Origin of the sequence: Francisella orientalis FNO12 (assembly GCF_001042525.2) — a bacterium.
Lineage (GTDB): Bacteria > Pseudomonadota > Gammaproteobacteria > Francisellales > Francisellaceae > Francisella > Francisella orientalis.
Genome location: NZ_CP011921.2, coordinates 1,625,948 through 1,641,924, shown reverse-complemented (window position 1 = coordinate 1,641,924; position 15,977 = coordinate 1,625,948). Strand labels below are relative to the sequence as shown.

The following is a 15,977-nucleotide window of genomic DNA, read 5'->3' as shown; positions in this document are numbered from 1 at the left end:
GAATTTTCATGTCCAAGCAATTTATATTGGCAATAGATCAAGGTACTACTAGTTCACGAGCAATAATTTTTGATAAAAAAGGAAATATCAAAAAAATAGCACAAAAAGAGTTTACACAGATTTATCCAAAAAGTGGTTGGGTAGAGCATGATCCAATGGAAATATGGGCATCACAAAGTAGTATTGTTAGAGAAGCTCTTGAGTATGCTAGAGTTTCTCCTAGAGATATAGCAGCGATTGGTATCACTAACCAAAGAGAAACAACTGTTGTTTGGGATAAAAATACAGGTCAACCAGTATATAATGCTATAGTGTGGCAGTGTCGTAGAACATCGCATATTTGTGATGAAATTAACAAGAACGAAGATCTTAAAAAATATATCCGTAAAAACACAGGTCTTATTGTTGATGCGTATTTCTCTGCCACAAAAATCAAATGGATTTTAGACAATGTTGACGGAGCTAGAGAAAAAGCAGAAAAAGGAAATTTACTTTTTGGAACAATTGATACTTGGTTAATCTGGAATTTAACTAAGGGTGAAGTTCACGCTACTGACTTTTCAAATGCTTCAAGAACAATGTTGTTCAATATCAATACACTTGAATGGGACAAAAAAGTTCTAGAGTATTTAGATATTCCAGTATCAATGTTGCCAGAGGTTAGATCTTCGAGTGGTGATTTTGGACATACACACCCTAGCACTCTAGGAGGTGCGCGCATTCCAATAGCAGGAGTTGCTGGAGATCAGCAGTCAGCATTGTTTGGACACTGCTGTTTTGAAGAAGGAATGGCAAAAAATACTTATGGTACGGGATGTTTTGCTCTAATGAATGTGGGTGACAAGCCTATATTTTCTGATGCTGGTTTACTGACTACAATCGCTTGGGCTGAGGATGGTAAACCAACCTATGCTTTAGAGGGGAGTGTCTTTATTGCAGGAGCAGTTATCCAATGGATTAGAGATGGTCTAGGTCTTGTACGTTCTGCAGAGGATAGTGAGTACTATGCAACAAAAATAGACTCAACTGATGGTGTGTACTTGGTACCAGCATTTGTTGGACTTGGTACGCCATATTGGGATATGTATGCTCGTGGGACTATTGTTGGTATCACTCGAGATACTGGACGTGAGCATATTATTAGAGCGGCTCTTGAGGCTATAGCTTATCAAGCAAAGGATATTTTAGATTGTATGAAAGAAGATACCGGTCTTGATTTGACAGGTCTTCGTGTCGATGGTGGTGCAGTGCAAAATAATTTCTTGATGCAATTTCAATCAGATATCTTACAGTCAGAAATTTCTAAGCCTAAAATTAGTGAGATTACAGGTTTGGGAGTGGTATTCTTGGCAGGTCTGGCTGTAGGATTCTGGAAAGATAAAGAAGAACTTAAGACTATTCTTACAACAGAAAAAACTTTTGAGCCGAAAAAAGATCATAAAACTGTAGCACATGATTACAAAGGCTGGAAAAAAGCAGTTCAAAGAAGTATGGCTTGGGCTGAATAATATTTTATTGGCTAGATCTAAGGTGGCTCGAAAAGAGAGCAAATAGTTTTTAAATACAAAGATTTTAAATATAAATGAAAAAAGAATACGACATAATAATAATAGGTGGAGGTGCAACTGGTTTTGGTTGTGCTATTGAAGCGGTTTCAAGAGGCTATAAAACTTTGCTTTTAGAGGCTTATGATTTTGGTAAAGGTACATCTTCAAAATCAACTAAGTTGATACATGGTGGTTTAAGGTACCTAGAGAATTTTGATTTTGCTCTAGTAAAAGAGGGTTTGGAAGAGAGATTTTCATTCTTGCATAATGCTCCACATTTAACTCATAAACAGTCCTATCTAATACCAACGCGTAGTTATTTTGAGACAGTTAAATATACAATTGGTGTTAAGTTGTATGAGTTTTTATCAGGTAAATACAAAATTGGTAAAAGCTATAATCTTAACAAACAACAAACATTAGCAATCTTGCCAAATATCGAAGATTCGAAACTTAAAAAGAGCTTAGTGTATTATGATGGTCAATTTGATGATACTAGGCTTTTGATTTCTTTGATGAAAACTTTTGAGTTCAAAGGCGGTGTTGCTCTTAACTATCATAAAGTAGAAAAGATATTTAGTTCAACGGATTCAAAATTAGATACTGTAAAAGTAATTGATACTTTATCGAGCGAACAAAAAGAATTTACAGCTAAATACATTGTTAATGCAACAGGTACTTTTACCGATAAAACTATAGATATAGCGAATCAGCAAGATTCTCATAAATATGTATCGGTTGCTCAAGGCACACATATTGTTTTTGATAGAGAAAAGTTTCCTACCGAGCATGCAATCTTAATTCCAAAGACAGAGGATGGTCGTGTATTATTTATCTTACCTTGGTATAATCATCTAATAGTGGGTACCACGGATATAAAGAAGGAAGCTCCGAGTATTGAGCCACGAGCGGAAAAATATGAGATTGACTTTATCCTAGAGACATTTAATCAGTATGCAAAAACAAAAGCTACTATTGATGATATTAAGTCTGTATATTGTGGACAAAGACCTCTTGTATCTCCAAAAAATGCTAAAAATACAGCAAAAATCTCGCGTAAACATGAAATTGTAGAGTCAAAGGATGGCTTAATAACAGTTGTTAGTGGTAAATGGACAATCTTTAGAAGAATGGGGCAAGATGTTTTAGATTTTATTGAAACCAAAAAAATTGCTCAAAAAATATCCAAAACTTCTGATGAGTTACTTGTTGATGCTATTGAGCCAAAAGATGTATATCCTTTAAAAGTTTATGGCAAAAATGTTGAAGATATCAAAATCATTCAAAAAGAGTTAGATAATCACAAGTTGCTACATGGTGATTTACCATACTATCAGGCAGAGGTGATTTATCATGTGAGAGCTGAAAAGGCTAAGAGTGTTGAAGATGTATTAGCACGTCGTACTAGGGCAGCGTTTTTGGATATCAAAGCTAGTATTGCTGCAGCTCCAGTAGTAGCAGAGCTTATGGCAAAGGAGCTTGGTAAAGATCAATCATGGCAAGATCAGCAAGTTACTAACTTTAAAGAGTTCGCTAAAAACTTTGATGTGGATGAGTTGTATAAATAAGGTTTTTTATGTTAGAAGCATGTATAGCAGAAGTAATAGGTACAATGTTACTTATTCTTTTAGGTAATGGTGTTGTAGCGGGAGTAGTTTTAAATAAAACTAAATCTCATAATGGGGGTTGGATTGTTATAACATTGGCCTGGGGATTAGCAGTATTTATAGGAGTGTTGGTCGCAGGCTCAATTAGTGGTGCTCACATGAATCCAGCGGTTACCATAGCTCTTACTCTATCAGGCAAATTTTCATGGGTTTGGGTGGCTCCATATATCGTTAGTCAAATTATTGGAGCTATGCTTGGACAGTTGCTTGTTTGGACTATGTACTATCCTCATTACTCAGCAACTGATAATACAGACTTAAAGCTAGCGACACATTGTACTTCTCCGGCTATCAAACATTTACCATCTAATTTTGCTAGTGAAGTTATTGGTACTTTTGTTTTAGTTTTAGCAATATTGGCGATGCCTGGAGTAGTTGTACATGTTGGCGATCCAGCAATTGCAACAGCATATCCGATAGATATGGGTGCTTTAGGTGGTATACCAGTTGCATTTGTGGTGGTTGTGATTGGTTTATCATTAGGTGGAACAACTGGTTATGCTATAAATCCTGCTAGAGATTTTGGTCCAAGATTGTTTCATGCTATTATGCCGATACAAGGAAAAGGTTCTTCTCAATGGAGCTATGCGTGGATACCGATACTTGGTCCTATTTTAGGGAGTGTCATTGCCACAGGTTTATATCTGTTCCTGAAGACAAAAGGAGTTTTCTAATAAAATGTGTGAGATGATTTATCTACCACTACTAGCTGATGATCTTTTGAGAGTTTTTATTTCAATCATGTTATTTTTATGTTGCGTGATTTTAAGCTATATCTTTGTAAAAAGAAAACCTTGGGATGTGGCGTTTTGGATATGTTTTTCAGTATCTTTATTTGGGATGGGTAGTTATGGATATGTTGCTCATCATATTTATCTAGAAAATACCTTCTCCTATGATGGGTTTATCTCTGGAGCTGCATTTATTACAGTCTGTGGACTGTTATTTTCAAGAAAAAGATATTTTGATTTTAATGATAATATTTTTAGTAGGGATGCTTTGATACTGTTTGCAACTTTTTTTGTATTCGCTTTTATATATATATTTACAATAAAATATAATTTTGACTGTGTTACAGCATTTGGACATTTTTTTATAGATGCTTTACAGATAGTTATCTATCCGTTATTGTTATTATTTGCAATATCGACATTTTTATACAGGTTTTCTATATGTTTATCCGCTTTTGCTATAAGTATGGCATTATTTATCGTTGAGAACGGAGTTTTTATATTAAATGCTTTGACTGGTGCTGTGAAGCATAAAATAGCTGTTGAGGAGATTTCGTTTGCTACAATATCGATGGTCCTTAGTTGTATAGCGGTTTTTATGCTTACTAGAGCAAAAAGAATATATATGGAGAATAAAAAAAATGTTTGATCAAATTAGTATTGAAAGTTCATTGTGGATGAATTTACTTATTTCAATTTTAATTTTAGCTATAGGCTTTTGGGTATCTAAGTACATCAAAAAATTAGTCTATCGTTTGCTTGAAGATTATGACAAAACAGTATCGCAATTTTTATCTAGTGTTGTGTATACTATTTTTTTGGTTTTAGTTGTAGTAATCGCATTGGCAAAACTTGGAGTGCCTATATCGCCTGTCACAGGAGTTTTAACAGGGATTGTTTTTGGTATTTCCATGTCTCTTAAGGCATCTTATAATATCGTGGCATCAGGAATTATGCTTGCATTTAGTAAACCTTTTGAGATAGGTGAAAAGGTGGATTTAGGTGGTGTCAAAGGTCGGATTAAGTCAATTGGATTTTTGTATACAAAACTTGATGATGAAAACGATAATGAAATTGTTGTACCAAATAATTTAATTCTTTCTAGAGTTATTACAAGATTCTCTGAATCAGAAAATAAGTAATGCAAAAAAGTTTTCTTAATTCCGAAAATTATTTATATACGCAAAATGGTCAAAAAATAATTTTCAATAATCAGAAAGTAAAAGCGATTAGTCATGTAAAAAAATTCCTTAAGAGTAAAGATGCGTATTTTCTACTCTCAGGATACAGGTAAGACTGCTGTTGTTAAGAAGATCTTAGATGAGTATCCTAAGATGGAAATAGTCTCAGCACCAACCCGTAAGGCAAATGCTGTTATTTCACAATCAACTTCTGCACCTGGGTATACGATCCACTCTTTGCTTGGATTGCAACCTGATATAAATCCTATTGATTTTAATCCAAATGAACCAGTTTTTGGACAAATTAATAAAGCTACTATCAAAAACTATGATTTAATAATAATAGATGAAGCAAGCATGATAAATAAATCATTATTTGAGCTTATTGATGCTGAAATTACTAAGTCATTATCATCTAAGGTTATATTCTTGGGAGATAAAGCGCAGATACCTCCTGTAGGAGATCAAGAAAGTCCAATTTTTCAGTTAGACAATAACTATGAACTTACGCAACTTATGCGTCAATCTGATGATAATCCTATAGCAAAACTAAATCAGCAACTTAGAAATGTTGGGGAAGACTTACCAATCTTTTTGGATAAAAAAGAAAGTATGCTGAATAAAGATGGCGAGGGTGTGTTATTTGTTGATTCAAATGATCAATTTAGAGATGAGATTAAGAAAGTTTTTGGCTCCTCGTATGCAAAAGCTGATTTAAATTATGCAAAACTAATAGCTTGGTGTAATAGAACAGTTATGCAATCAAATAGGATAATCAGGGACTTGGTTTTTGGACAAAATGCTAATTTAATAGAAAAGGGGGATGTCCTAATGAGGTTATAGAGTGATAAAAGCTAGTGCTAAAGAATCTTTTTTAATAAATAATTGTGTAGATTATAAAGTGGTCGAAGTGTCCGATAGACAAAAAAACATAAATGGGTTGCTTGGCTATACCGTAAAAGTACATGAGAAAGCGAGAATTTATCGAGGATTCGATGAGAAAAGTATTTTTATAATAGATTCAGATAGTAGTGAAAACCTCAACGAGTATGCTGAGATTCACGATAATTTATTAAAAATTGCTAGAAGTGATAGGTTGTGGTCAGTATATTATGAGTTTAGAAAAAAATAATTTATTAATGATTGATATTGAAAGATATTCCGATGGCGGCTTAAGAGCTAAAAGCGATATAATAAAAAAGATTTGGACTATGGTTTTGCGGTTACAGTCCATAAAGCGCAGGGATCAACATATAAAAAGGTATTTATGCTTTTAATAGGATATTGCTTTAAATAAAAATTATACCGAAAGAAATCAGATATTGTATGTAGCTATGACAAGAGTACAAAAACAATGCATAGTTCTATAAAAAGATATAAGAGCTTTACATTTACAACTACACATAGTAATATAACCCCAGTTTTTTTGTTAGATAAGTTGTTTCTGCTAAGCAAAATGCAAATTATCATAAAAAAAGCTTGATTTTTAGTCAAATAAACTTTATAGTTATCTAAAAGTTTTAGGGGAGGGATTCCCGAGCGGTCAAAGGGATCAGACTGTAAATCTGACGGCTCAGCCTTCGCAGGTTCGAATCCTGCTCCCTCCACCATGCGGGTGTAGTTCAATGGTAGAACTTCGGCCTTCCAAGCCGATAGTGTGGGTTCGATTCCCATCACCCGCTCCACCTAAAATAAATTATAAAATAAACACTATTAATAAGCTCGCATGGCTCAGTTGGTAGAGCACTCCCTTGGTAAGGGAGAGGTCACCAGTTCAAGTCTGGTTGTGAGCACCATATTTGATTTATTGTTTTTTGTTGAAAAAAATGGAGCATAGAAATGGCTAAAGAAAAATTTGAACGTTCGAAGCCGCACGTAAACGTAGGTACAATTGGTCACGTTGACCATGGTAAGACTACTCTTACTGCTGCTATCACTAAAGTTATGGCTGAAAAGAACGGTGGTTCAGCTCGTAAGTTTGATGAGATCGATAATGCGCCTGAAGAAAAGGCGCGCGGTATTACTATTAATACTTCTCACGTAGAGTATGAGTCTCCAAATAGACACTATGCTCATGTTGACTGTCCAGGGCACGCGGACTACGTTAAAAACATGATTACTGGTGCTGCTCAAATGGATGGTGCTATCCTGGTATGTTCTGCTGCAGATGGTCCTATGCCACAAACTCGTGAGCACATCTTACTTTCTCGTCAGGTTGGTGTACCGTATATAGTTGTTTTCTTGAACAAGTGTGACATGGTGGATGACGAAGAGTTGCTAGAGTTGGTAGAGATGGAAGTTCGTGAGCTTCTTGATCAGTATGATTTCCCTGGTGATGATACTCCAGTTATCATGGGTTCTGCTCTTAAAGCTATCGAAGGTGAAGAGCAATATGTTGAGAAAATTGTTGAGCTAGTTGCTGCTATGGATGATTATATTCCAGCTCCTGAGCGTGACACTGCTAAGCCATTCATTCTTCCAATTGAAGATGTATTCTCAATCTCTGGTCGTGGTACAGTAGTGACTGGTCGTATTGAGCGTGGTGTTGTGAATGTTGGTGATGAAGTTGAAGTTGTTGGTATTCGTCCAACTCAAAAAACTACTGTGACTGGTGTTGAAATGTTCCGTAAGCTTCTTGACAAAGGGGAAGCTGGTGATAATGTAGGTATCCTAGTTCGTGGTCTTAAAAGAGATGATGTTGAGCGTGGTCAAGTACTATGTAAGCCAGGTTCAATTAAGCCGCATACTAAGTTTGAAGCTGAAGTGTATGTTCTTTCTAAAGAAGAAGGTGGTAGACATACTCCATTCTTCAAAGGATATAGACCACAGTTCTACTTCCGTACTACAGATATTACTGGTGCTGTTGAGTTGCCAGAAGGTGTTGAAATGGTAATGCCTGGTGATAACATTAAGATGACTATCACTTTAATCAATCCAATCGCTATGGACGAAGGTCTACGTTTTGCTATCCGTGAGGGTGGTAGAACGGTTGGTGCTGGTGTTGTTGCTAAAATTATCGAATAATAGATAGTTTAACAAAAAATATAGGTCAGTAGTTCAATTGGTAGAGCAGCGGTCTCCAAAACCGCAAGTTGGGGGTTCGAGTCCCTCCTGGCCTGCCATATAATTAAGGCGGTGTTGTGATTTTTGCAACATCGCCTTTTTTATTTCTTGATATTATTTATTTGGTGTGATATTTTATTGGCTACGTTTGTAATTTCTCTATATAAATACTTTTTAAAGAAAGGGATATCTTGTGAAAAAAAATCAAGGTTTAAATAAAGTGTGGGTCAGTGGTGCCACAAAGACTAGTGAAATTAAGAAAATTTCTAAGTCAAGTAGCTTATTGTTGTGGATAATAGCAACAGCAATTATAGTCTTTGGTGTTGTGATCACTATGTACTCTGATGTACTTGGTGGAAGTTATAGTTCCTATAATACATCTTTAGCTGTTGTTGTGGTTTTGGTGGCTTTGGTTGTTGCAAGATTTACGAATCAAGGGCGTCGCTTTTGGGCATTTTTTCAGGCTTCAAAACTTGAGTTGGCAAAGGTTGTATGGCCTACACGCAAAGAGACGATGACGATATCTGCTATGGTTATAGTAGTGGTTATAATTTTTGCACTAATAATATCTTTATTTGGTGTTATATTTGAGAGTTTTATTCAGTATTTTCTGGGTTAATAAAGGGATATAAATATGCTTTGGTATGTTGTGCAAGTGCACTCAGGTTATGAGAAAAGAGTGAAAACTCAGCTGGAAGAAAATATAGAAATAGCAGGCTTAAAAGAAAACTTTGGTAGAATACTTGTTCCGACAGAGAGTGTTGTTGAAATGAAAGGTGGTCAGAAACGTAAGAGTGAAAGAAAATATTTTCCTGGATATGTTTTGATTGAAGCTGATTTGACAACAGAAGCTTGGGATGTCATAAAGGCTGTACCTAGAGTGTTAACTGTTGTTGGTTCACGAGGTAAGCCAATTCCTTTAAGCAAGGCTGAAGTGGAAAGGATATTAGGATTTGTAGAGGGAAGCACTTCTACTGTTGAACCTAGATTGAGAAAAACTTACCATGTTGGAGAAGTTGTTAGAGTTCTTGAAGGGCCTTTCAATGATTTTACTGGTGTTATTGAAGAAGTTAACTATGAAAAATCAAGATTAAGAGTGGCAGTATCCATCTTTGGTAGATCTACTCCTGTTGAGCTTGAGTTTTCACAGGTTGAAAAAGAGTCTTAGTAATGATTTGCTAAGATGGTGGGGAGCTTATATCTTTATATAAGTGCTATTAACCTAAATTTGGAGAAAAATAAATGGCTAAGAAAAAAATAGAAGCTATTATCAAGTTGCAAGTTGCAGCAGGGAAGGCGAATCCTAGCCCACCTATTGGTCCTGCATTGGGTCAACACGGTGTTAATATTATGGGATTCTGTAAGGAATTTAATGCAAAGACACAAGGTATGGAACCTGGAATGCCAATACCTGTTGAAATATCAGTGTATAGCGATCGTAGTTTTACTTTTGAAATGAAGACTCCTCCAGCTTCTTATTTAATTAAGAAAGCTATCAAGGTTAAGTCAGGTTCGTCAAATCCTTCAAAAGATTTTATTGGTACTATTACTCGTGAGCAATTAGAAGAGATTGCTAAGGTTAAAGATCCTGATTTAACAGCTGCAGATATTGATGCCGCTGTAAGAATTATTGCGGGTTCTGCACGTAGCATGGGTGTAAAAGTAGAAGGGGTTGAATAATGGCTAAAATTTCAAAAAGAATGAAAGAAATCTCAGCTAAGATTGATGCTGAGAAAAAATATCCTGTATCAGAAGCTTTTGATATTTTAAGAGATGTTTCATCTGTTAAGTTTGTTGAATCTGTTGATGTTTCAGTTGCTCTTGGTGTTGATTCGCGCAAATCTGATCAAGTTGTAAGAGGAGCTTCTGTTCTTCCTAATGGTACTGGAAAAACTGTAAGAGTTGCAGTTTTTGCAAAAGGTCCTGCTGCTGATGCTGCTAAAGAAGCTGGCGCAGATATTGTAGGTATGGAAGATCTGGCTGACGAAGTTAAAAAAGGCAATATGGACTTTGATGTTGTTATCGCATCTCCTGATTCAATGAGAGTTGTTGGACAGCTTGGTCAAATCCTTGGTCCTAAAGGTCTTATGCCAAACCCTAAGGTTGGTACTGTAACTATGGATGTTGCTAAAGCAGTTAGAGATGCTAAAGCAGGTCAAGTTAGATATAGAGTGGATAAAGCAGGTATAATTCATACTACTATTGGTAAGGTAAACTTTACTAGTGATGCTTTAAAACAGAATTTAGAGCAGCTGTTAGCTGATCTTAAAAAAGCAAAACCATCAGTATCAAAAGGTATATATCTGAAGAAAGTTTCTGTATCTAGTACAATGGGTCCAGGAATAAGAGTTGACTTTTCAGATTTAAATATATAGTATACTGCTTTGCAATTTCTTTGGGTTGTATGAAAATGCGATGATCAAAGACCGTAGGAGTCACGCTTGCTTGACTTAATATTTATCCTATGCAGACGATGTTGACAACCTTTTTTGGTCTAAATATCGTGTTAATTAAATAAAGTGTGGACAATAAGTAAGGAGTCGATATGGCACTTAGAATAGAGGATAAAAAAGCAATTGTTGCTGAAGTTGCTGAACAAGTATCCTCAGCATTGTCTGCAGCAGTAGCAGACTACCGTGGTTTGACTGTTAATGAAATGACTTCATTAAGAATGCAAGCTCGTGAGTCTGGAGTTTATTTAAGGGTTGTGCGTAACAACTTAGCACGTTTAGCAATTAAAGGAACTGATTTTGAGTGTCTTGGTGATGCTCTTAAAGGTCCTCTTGTTCTTGCTCTTTCTAAGGATGAGCCAGGTGCAGCAGCTAAGCTATTTAAAAGCTTCCAAAAAGATCATAATGCTTTTGAAGTGAAAAATTTAGCCATGTCTGGTGAACTGTTTGGTCCTGAAAAGTTAGATGACTTTGCTAAGCTTCCTACTAGGGAAGAGGCACTTGCTACATTACTTAATGTTATGCAAGCACCAGTTACTAAGTTTGTTCGTACTCTTAATGAGATTCCGTCTCAGGCGGTACGAGTATTTGCTGCTGTTGGAGATAGTAAATAATGGCACTGGCTTATAGAAAAGCTAAAAAAGAATTAATTGTTAAATAAATAGGAGTTATAAAAATGTCTATAACAAAAGAAGATATCCTAAATGCTGTTGCTGAAATGAGTGTAATGGATGTATGTGATTTAGTTAAAATGATGGAAGAAAAATTTGGTGTATCTGCTGCTGCTGTTGCTGTTGCTGCTGCTGCTCCAGCTGCTGCTGCTGAAGCTGCTGAAGCTGCTGAAGAGAAAACTGAATTTGACGTTGTTTTAGTTGACGCTGGTTCAAACAAAATTGCTGCCATTAAAGCAGTAAGAGGCGCTACTGGTCTTGGTCTTAAAGAAGCTAAAGATGCTGTTGAAGGTACTCCTTTCACAGTTAAAGAAGCTGCATCTAAAGATGAAGCCGAGGCTCTTAAGAAGCAACTTGAAGAAGCTGGCGCTAAAGTTGAGCTTAAATAATAAAATTCTAAATTATAATTTTTAGAAATTTATGACTAGTGGTCAATTTTGGCCCCTAGTCTTTCTAGTATTGAAAGATACATAGATATTGGTGCAAATATAGTCATATTTGCTTTTTATTTTGTGTAAACAAAATCTTAGGGATGTTTTTGATGTCTTACTCATACGCTGAGAAAAAAAGAATTCGCAAAGAGTTTGGGGTTCTTCCTCATATCTTAGATGTGCCATATTTACTTTCCATTCAAACAGAGTCATACAAAAAGTTTTTAAATGCAAATGATGCAAAAGGTAGACTTTACTCTGGTCTTGAATTAGTGCTTAAGCAATCATTTCCTGTTGAAAGTAAAAATGGTCAATATGAACTGCATTATGTTGATTATCAAGTTGGTGAGTCTACTTTTGATGAAACAGAGTGCCAAGTGCGCGGTGCCACATACGATGCACCATTAAATGTGAAGTTGAGATTGGTTGTATATAATAAAGAGGCTCTTCCTGGTGAGAAAGTCGTAGAAAATATTAGAGAAGAATATGTTTATATGGGCGATATTCCTCTTATGACAACTAATGGTACTTTTATAATTAATGGTACCGAAAGAGTGGTTGTTTCACAGTTGCATAGATCTCCTGGTGTATTTTTTAGTAAGGATGATTCAGAGGAAGGAACATTTTCGGCACGTATTATTCCTTATAGAGGTTCGTGGCTTGACTTTGAGTTTGACTCAAAAGGTATCATATGGGCTAGAATTGACAGAAAAAGAAAATTTTGCGCTACAGTGATTTTAAAAGCTCTTGGATATACGCAAGAGGAAATATTAAATAAATTCTCTGATAGTAAGACAATAAGTTTTAATAATAAAGGTTTTGCACTTAAGCTTGATGATCTTTCTAATATGAAAGGCGAAGTACTTAAGTTTGATATTATTGATGAAAAAGATAATACGATTGTTAAGAAAAATAAAAAATTAACATCTAGAGATATTAAAAAAATTAAAGACGCAGGAGTTGACTCTGTAGCTATTGATTTTGATTTGGTTAGCACTCTTAGAGTGGCCAAAGATATCGTTAATGAAGTAACAGGTGAAGTGATAGCTTACGCTAATGACGATGTTACAGAAAGTTTATTAGAGTCATGCGTAGAAGTTGGCATGCTTGAATTAGAAGTTATTGATTTTATAACTACTGAAAGAGGTAGGTATATATCAGATACTCTTAAGTATGATCTTACTAAAAATACAGATGAAGCACTTGTAGAAATATATAAAGTTCTTAGACCAGGTGATCCTCCAGCAGCAGCTTCTGTGAAAGCTCTTTTCGAGGGACTATTCTTTATTGAAAGTAGATATAGCTTATCTGATATTGGTAGAATGAAGCTAAATGCAAGATTAGGTTCTGATAAGGTATCTGGAGATATTTACACTCTAGAAAATAGTGATATTGTAGGTGTTATCGAAGAGCTTATTAATATCCGTGATGGCAAAGGTAAAGTCGATGATATCGATCATCTAGGCAATAGACGTGTGCGTTCTGTTGGAGAAATGGTTGAGAATCAATTTAGAATAGGTCTTTATCGTGTAGAGAAAGGTATTCGTGAAAGTATGTCGCTAGTTCATAAAGACAAGCTTATGCCTAAAGATATTGTGAACTCTAAGCCAATTACAGCAGCAATTAAAGAATTCTTTACATCTGGTGCTTTATCGCAGTTTATGGATCAAGACAATCCATTATCAGAGGTTACTCATAAGCGTAGAATTTCTGCATTAGGCCCAGGTGGTTTATCGCGTGATAGAGCTGGTTTTGAGGTTCGTGACGTTCACGCAACTCATTATGGTAGATTGTGTCCTATTGAGACTCCAGAAGGTCCAAATATTGGTTTGATTAACTCATTGGCAAGTTATGCACGAGTTAATGATTATGGCTTCTTAGAAGCACCATATAGAAGAGTAGTTAATGGTAAAGTGACTAATGAAATTGAGTACTTATCAGCTATCGATGAAGATCATTATGTGATTGCACAAGCATCAACAAAACTTGATAAAAATAATCATTTTGTAGAAGATCTTATTCAGTGTCGTTCAGGTGGTGAAGCAATATTTACTGAGTCAAGTAGAGTCCAGTATATGGATGTCTCTGCTAAGCAGATGGTTTCAGCAGCTGCAGCATTAATACCATTCTTAGAGCATGATGATGCTAACAGGGTATTGATGGGTGCAAACATGCAACGTCAAGCGGTACCAACTCTTAAATCTGAAAAGCCTCTGGTAGGTACTGGTATGGAAAAGATTGTTGCTAGAGACTCCGGCAACTGTATTATTGCAAGAAATGCTGGTGAGATAGCAGAAGTTGATTCTAATAGAATAGTTGTTAAAGTTGATACTGAAAAATCTCAAACAAGTAAGTTAGTTGATATTTACAGCTTGACTAAGTTTAAACGCTCAAACAAAAATACTTGTATCAATCAGCGTCCAATAGTTGATGTTGGAGATAAGATTGAGGCTGGTGATATTTTGGCTGACGGTTTTGCAACTGATTTTGGTGAGTTATCACTTGGTCATAACCTTATGGTTGCTTTCATGCCGTGGAATGGTTATAACTTTGAGGATTCAATTTTACTTTCTGAAAGAATAGTAAAAGATGACAAATATACTAGTATCCATATTGAAGAGTTCACATGTGTGGCTCGTGATACTAAGCTAGGTCCTGAAGAAGTAACGGCAGATATTCCAAATGTCAGTGAGTCAAGTCTTGCTAAGCTTGATGAGTCAGGTATTGTTCATATTGGTGCGAATGTTGAGGCAGGTGATATTCTTGTCGCTAAAATTACGCCAAAAGCTGAGCAGCAGTTAACTCCTGAAGAAAGACTTCTTAGAGCGATCTTTAATGAAAAAGCATCAAATGTTGCTGATAGTTCATTAAAAATGCCTAGTGGTACTTCAGGAACTGTAATCAATGTTCAGGTCTTTGAGAATGATAAAGGTGGTAAGAGCAAAAGAGCTCTTAAAATTGAGAAAGAACTAATTGATAAGGCGCGTAAAGATTTCGATGAAGAATTTGCTGTAATTGAATCTGTAGTTAAATCATCAATCGAGACAGATGTGGTTGGCGCTAAGATACAAAAAGCAAAAGGACTTAAGAAAGGAGCTGTTCTTACAAAAGAATTTTTAGCAACGCTACCTTTTTCTAAGTGGTTAGAAATCTCTTTTGAAGCTGAAAAACTTGAGCAAAAAATACAGAATGCTAGAGAGTATTATGAAGAAGCAAAAATAGCTGTAGATGCTAGATTTGAAGCTAAGAAAAAATCTATCACACAAAGCAATGAGCTATCTCCTGGTGTACTTAAAACCGTTAAGGTTTTTGTTGCGATTAAAAAACGTATTCAGCCAGGTGATAAAATGGCTGGACGTCATGGTAACAAAGGTGTTGTTTCAAGAGTACTACCAATTGAGGATATGCCATATATGGAAGATGGTACTCCAGTAGATGTCTGTTTGAATCCACTAGGTATTCCTTCGCGTATGAATATCGGTCAGATTCTTGAGGCTCACTTAGGATTAGCGTCTTACGGCTTAGGTAAGAAAGTAGAGCAAACTCTAGAAAAAACAAGAAAAGCAGCAGAGTTAAGAAAAACTCTAGAAGAAGTCTATAACAGTGTTGGTGATAAAAAAGTTGATCTTAAGGCTTTAAATGACGAAGAGATACTGAATCTTTGTGAAAATCTAAAAGGGGGAGTACCAATTGCAACTCCTGTATTTGATGGTGCAAAAGAGGAAGATATTAAGTCTTTACTAAAAATAGGAGGCTTTGTAACTAATGGTCAGATGAAATTGTTTGATGGTCGTACTGGTAAGCCATTTGATAGGCATGTAACCGTTGGTTATATGTATATGCTTAAGTTAGACCACTTGGTAGATGATAAAATGCATGCTAGATCAACTGGATCTTACAGTCTAGTTACGCAGCAACCGTTAGGTGGTAAAGCGCAATTTGGTGGTCAAAGATTCGGTGAGATGGAAGTTTGGGCGTTACAAGCATATGGTGCTGCTTATACTCTAAGAGAGATGTTAACGGTTAAGTCAGATGATATAACTGGTAGATCTAAGATGTATAAGAATATAGTTGATGGTAAGTTAACTATGAATGTAGATGTTCCAGAATCATTTAATGTTTTAAGAAATGAAGTTAGAGCATTGGGAATAGATATGGATTTTGACTACTCATCTGAGGAAGAATAAGCATCTTAATTTAAAGCTACTTATTTTTTGTTATTTAAAATAAAAGTAT

At 35.6% G+C, this 15,977-nt stretch carries 13 protein-coding genes, 4 tRNA genes and 1 pseudogene; all 18 read left to right on the top strand.

Features of this window, described 5'->3' with window-relative positions:
• Positions 1-8 precede the first annotated feature (8 nt).
• The 18 genes and pseudogenes from glpK to rpoB all read left to right on the top strand — a co-directional run bounded on the left by glpK (position 9) and on the right by rpoB (position 15,928).
• Positions 9-1,508, top strand: a complete 1,500-nt coding sequence (gene glpK / locus FNO12_RS08460) for a glycerol kinase GlpK (RefSeq protein WP_014714671.1) — start codon at positions 9-11, stop codon at positions 1,506-1,508.
• 74 nt (positions 1,509-1,582) lie between these two features.
• Positions 1,583-3,115 (top strand): glycerol-3-phosphate dehydrogenase/oxidase, encoded by a 1,533-nt coding sequence (locus tag FNO12_RS08455; RefSeq protein ID WP_014714672.1) that lies wholly within the window; start codon positions 1,583-1,585, stop codon positions 3,113-3,115.
• A gap of 8 nt (positions 3,116-3,123) precedes the next feature.
• Positions 3,124-3,888, top strand: coding sequence for an MIP/aquaporin family protein (locus FNO12_RS08450; protein WP_014714673.1), 765 nt, complete (start codon positions 3,124-3,126; stop codon positions 3,886-3,888).
• A 4-nt stretch (positions 3,889-3,892) separates the two neighbouring features.
• Positions 3,893-4,594: a hypothetical protein gene (locus FNO12_RS08445; RefSeq protein ID WP_014714674.1), complete on the top strand. Its 702-nt coding sequence runs from the start codon at positions 3,893-3,895 to the stop codon at positions 4,592-4,594.
• Positions 4,587-5,087, top strand: coding sequence for a mechanosensitive ion channel family protein (locus FNO12_RS08440; protein ID WP_014714675.1), 501 nt, complete (start codon positions 4,587-4,589; stop codon positions 5,085-5,087). The genes FNO12_RS08445 and FNO12_RS08440 overlap by 8 nt, the downstream gene beginning before the upstream one ends.
• Positions 5,087-6,496, top strand: a pseudogene (locus FNO12_RS11630) (ATP-dependent DNA helicase). Before FNO12_RS08440 ends, FNO12_RS11630 begins: the two are co-directional and overlap by 1 nt.
• Before the next feature lie 155 nt (positions 6,497-6,651).
• Positions 6,652-6,736 (top strand) — tRNA-Tyr (locus FNO12_RS08430).
• A gap of 1 nt (position 6,737) precedes the next feature.
• Positions 6,738-6,811, top strand: a tRNA-Gly gene (locus tag FNO12_RS08425).
• 35 nt (positions 6,812-6,846) lie between these two features.
• A tRNA-Thr gene (locus tag FNO12_RS08420) sits at positions 6,847-6,922 on the top strand.
• Positions 6,923-6,965: 43 nt separating this feature from the next.
• A complete protein-coding gene (tuf, locus tag FNO12_RS08415; RefSeq protein ID WP_014714676.1) occupies positions 6,966-8,150 on the top strand; it encodes an elongation factor Tu in 1,185 nt (394 codons plus the stop codon).
• Positions 8,151-8,172: 22 nt separating this feature from the next.
• A tRNA-Trp gene (locus FNO12_RS08410) sits at positions 8,173-8,248 on the top strand.
• A 134-nt stretch (positions 8,249-8,382) separates the two neighbouring features.
• Positions 8,383-8,808 carry a preprotein translocase subunit SecE gene (secE, locus tag FNO12_RS08405; RefSeq protein ID WP_014714677.1) on the top strand — a complete coding sequence of 142 codons (426 nt, stop codon included), beginning with the start codon at positions 8,383-8,385 and terminating at the stop codon, positions 8,806-8,808.
• Positions 8,809-8,823: 15 nt separating this feature from the next.
• On the top strand, positions 8,824-9,357 hold the full coding sequence (nusG, locus tag FNO12_RS08400) for a transcription termination/antitermination protein NusG (protein WP_014714678.1): 534 nt from the start codon (positions 8,824-8,826) through the stop codon (positions 9,355-9,357).
• Positions 9,358-9,431: 74 nt separating this feature from the next.
• A complete protein-coding gene (gene rplK / locus FNO12_RS08395) occupies positions 9,432-9,869 on the top strand; it encodes a 50S ribosomal protein L11 (protein ID WP_012280431.1) in 438 nt (145 codons plus the stop codon).
• Entirely contained in the window at positions 9,869-10,564 is a 696-nt protein-coding gene (gene rplA, locus FNO12_RS08390) for a 50S ribosomal protein L1 (RefSeq protein ID WP_014714679.1), read from the top strand. The genes rplK and rplA overlap by 1 nt, the downstream gene beginning before the upstream one ends.
• A gap of 170 nt (positions 10,565-10,734) precedes the next feature.
• Positions 10,735-11,253 (top strand): 50S ribosomal protein L10, encoded by a 519-nt coding sequence (rplJ, locus tag FNO12_RS08385; protein WP_014714680.1) that lies wholly within the window; start codon positions 10,735-10,737, stop codon positions 11,251-11,253.
• Positions 11,254-11,315: 62 nt separating this feature from the next.
• Complete coding sequence (gene rplL / locus FNO12_RS08380; protein ID WP_048349220.1) at positions 11,316-11,699, top strand: 50S ribosomal protein L7/L12; 384 nt, start codon at positions 11,316-11,318, stop codon at positions 11,697-11,699.
• A 152-nt stretch (positions 11,700-11,851) separates the two neighbouring features.
• Complete coding sequence (rpoB, locus tag FNO12_RS08375) at positions 11,852-15,928, top strand: DNA-directed RNA polymerase subunit beta (protein ID WP_014714682.1); 4,077 nt, start codon at positions 11,852-11,854, stop codon at positions 15,926-15,928.
• The last annotated feature ends 49 nt before the right edge of the window (positions 15,929-15,977 follow it).

What these genes read in the sequence shown, in the direction of transcription:
- rplA (WP_014714679.1), top strand. Translation starts at nt 9,869, where the DNA reads ATGGCTAAAATTTCAAAAAGAATGAAAGAAATCTCAGCTAAGATTGAT.
- tuf (WP_014714676.1), top strand. Translation starts at nt 6,966, where the DNA reads ATGGCTAAAGAAAAATTTGAACGTTCGAAGCCGCACGTAAACGTAGGT.
- FNO12_RS08445 (WP_014714674.1), top strand. Translation starts at nt 3,893, where the DNA reads ATGTGTGAGATGATTTATCTACCACTACTAGCTGATGATCTTTTGAGA.
- rplJ (WP_014714680.1), top strand. Translation starts at nt 10,735, where the DNA reads ATGGCACTTAGAATAGAGGATAAAAAAGCAATTGTTGCTGAAGTTGCT.
- FNO12_RS08450 (WP_014714673.1), top strand. Translation starts at nt 3,124, where the DNA reads ATGTTAGAAGCATGTATAGCAGAAGTAATAGGTACAATGTTACTTATT.
- rpoB (WP_014714682.1), top strand. Translation starts at nt 11,852, where the DNA reads ATGTCTTACTCATACGCTGAGAAAAAAAGAATTCGCAAAGAGTTTGGG.
- glpK (WP_014714671.1), top strand. Translation starts at nt 9, where the DNA reads ATGTCCAAGCAATTTATATTGGCAATAGATCAAGGTACTACTAGTTCA.
- rplK (WP_012280431.1), top strand. Translation starts at nt 9,432, where the DNA reads ATGGCTAAGAAAAAAATAGAAGCTATTATCAAGTTGCAAGTTGCAGCA.
- rplL (WP_048349220.1), top strand. Translation starts at nt 11,316, where the DNA reads ATGTCTATAACAAAAGAAGATATCCTAAATGCTGTTGCTGAAATGAGT.
- FNO12_RS08455 (WP_014714672.1), top strand. Translation starts at nt 1,583, where the DNA reads ATGAAAAAAGAATACGACATAATAATAATAGGTGGAGGTGCAACTGGT.
- nusG (WP_014714678.1), top strand. Translation starts at nt 8,824, where the DNA reads ATGCTTTGGTATGTTGTGCAAGTGCACTCAGGTTATGAGAAAAGAGTG.
- FNO12_RS08440 (WP_014714675.1), top strand. Translation starts at nt 4,587, where the DNA reads ATGTTTGATCAAATTAGTATTGAAAGTTCATTGTGGATGAATTTACTT.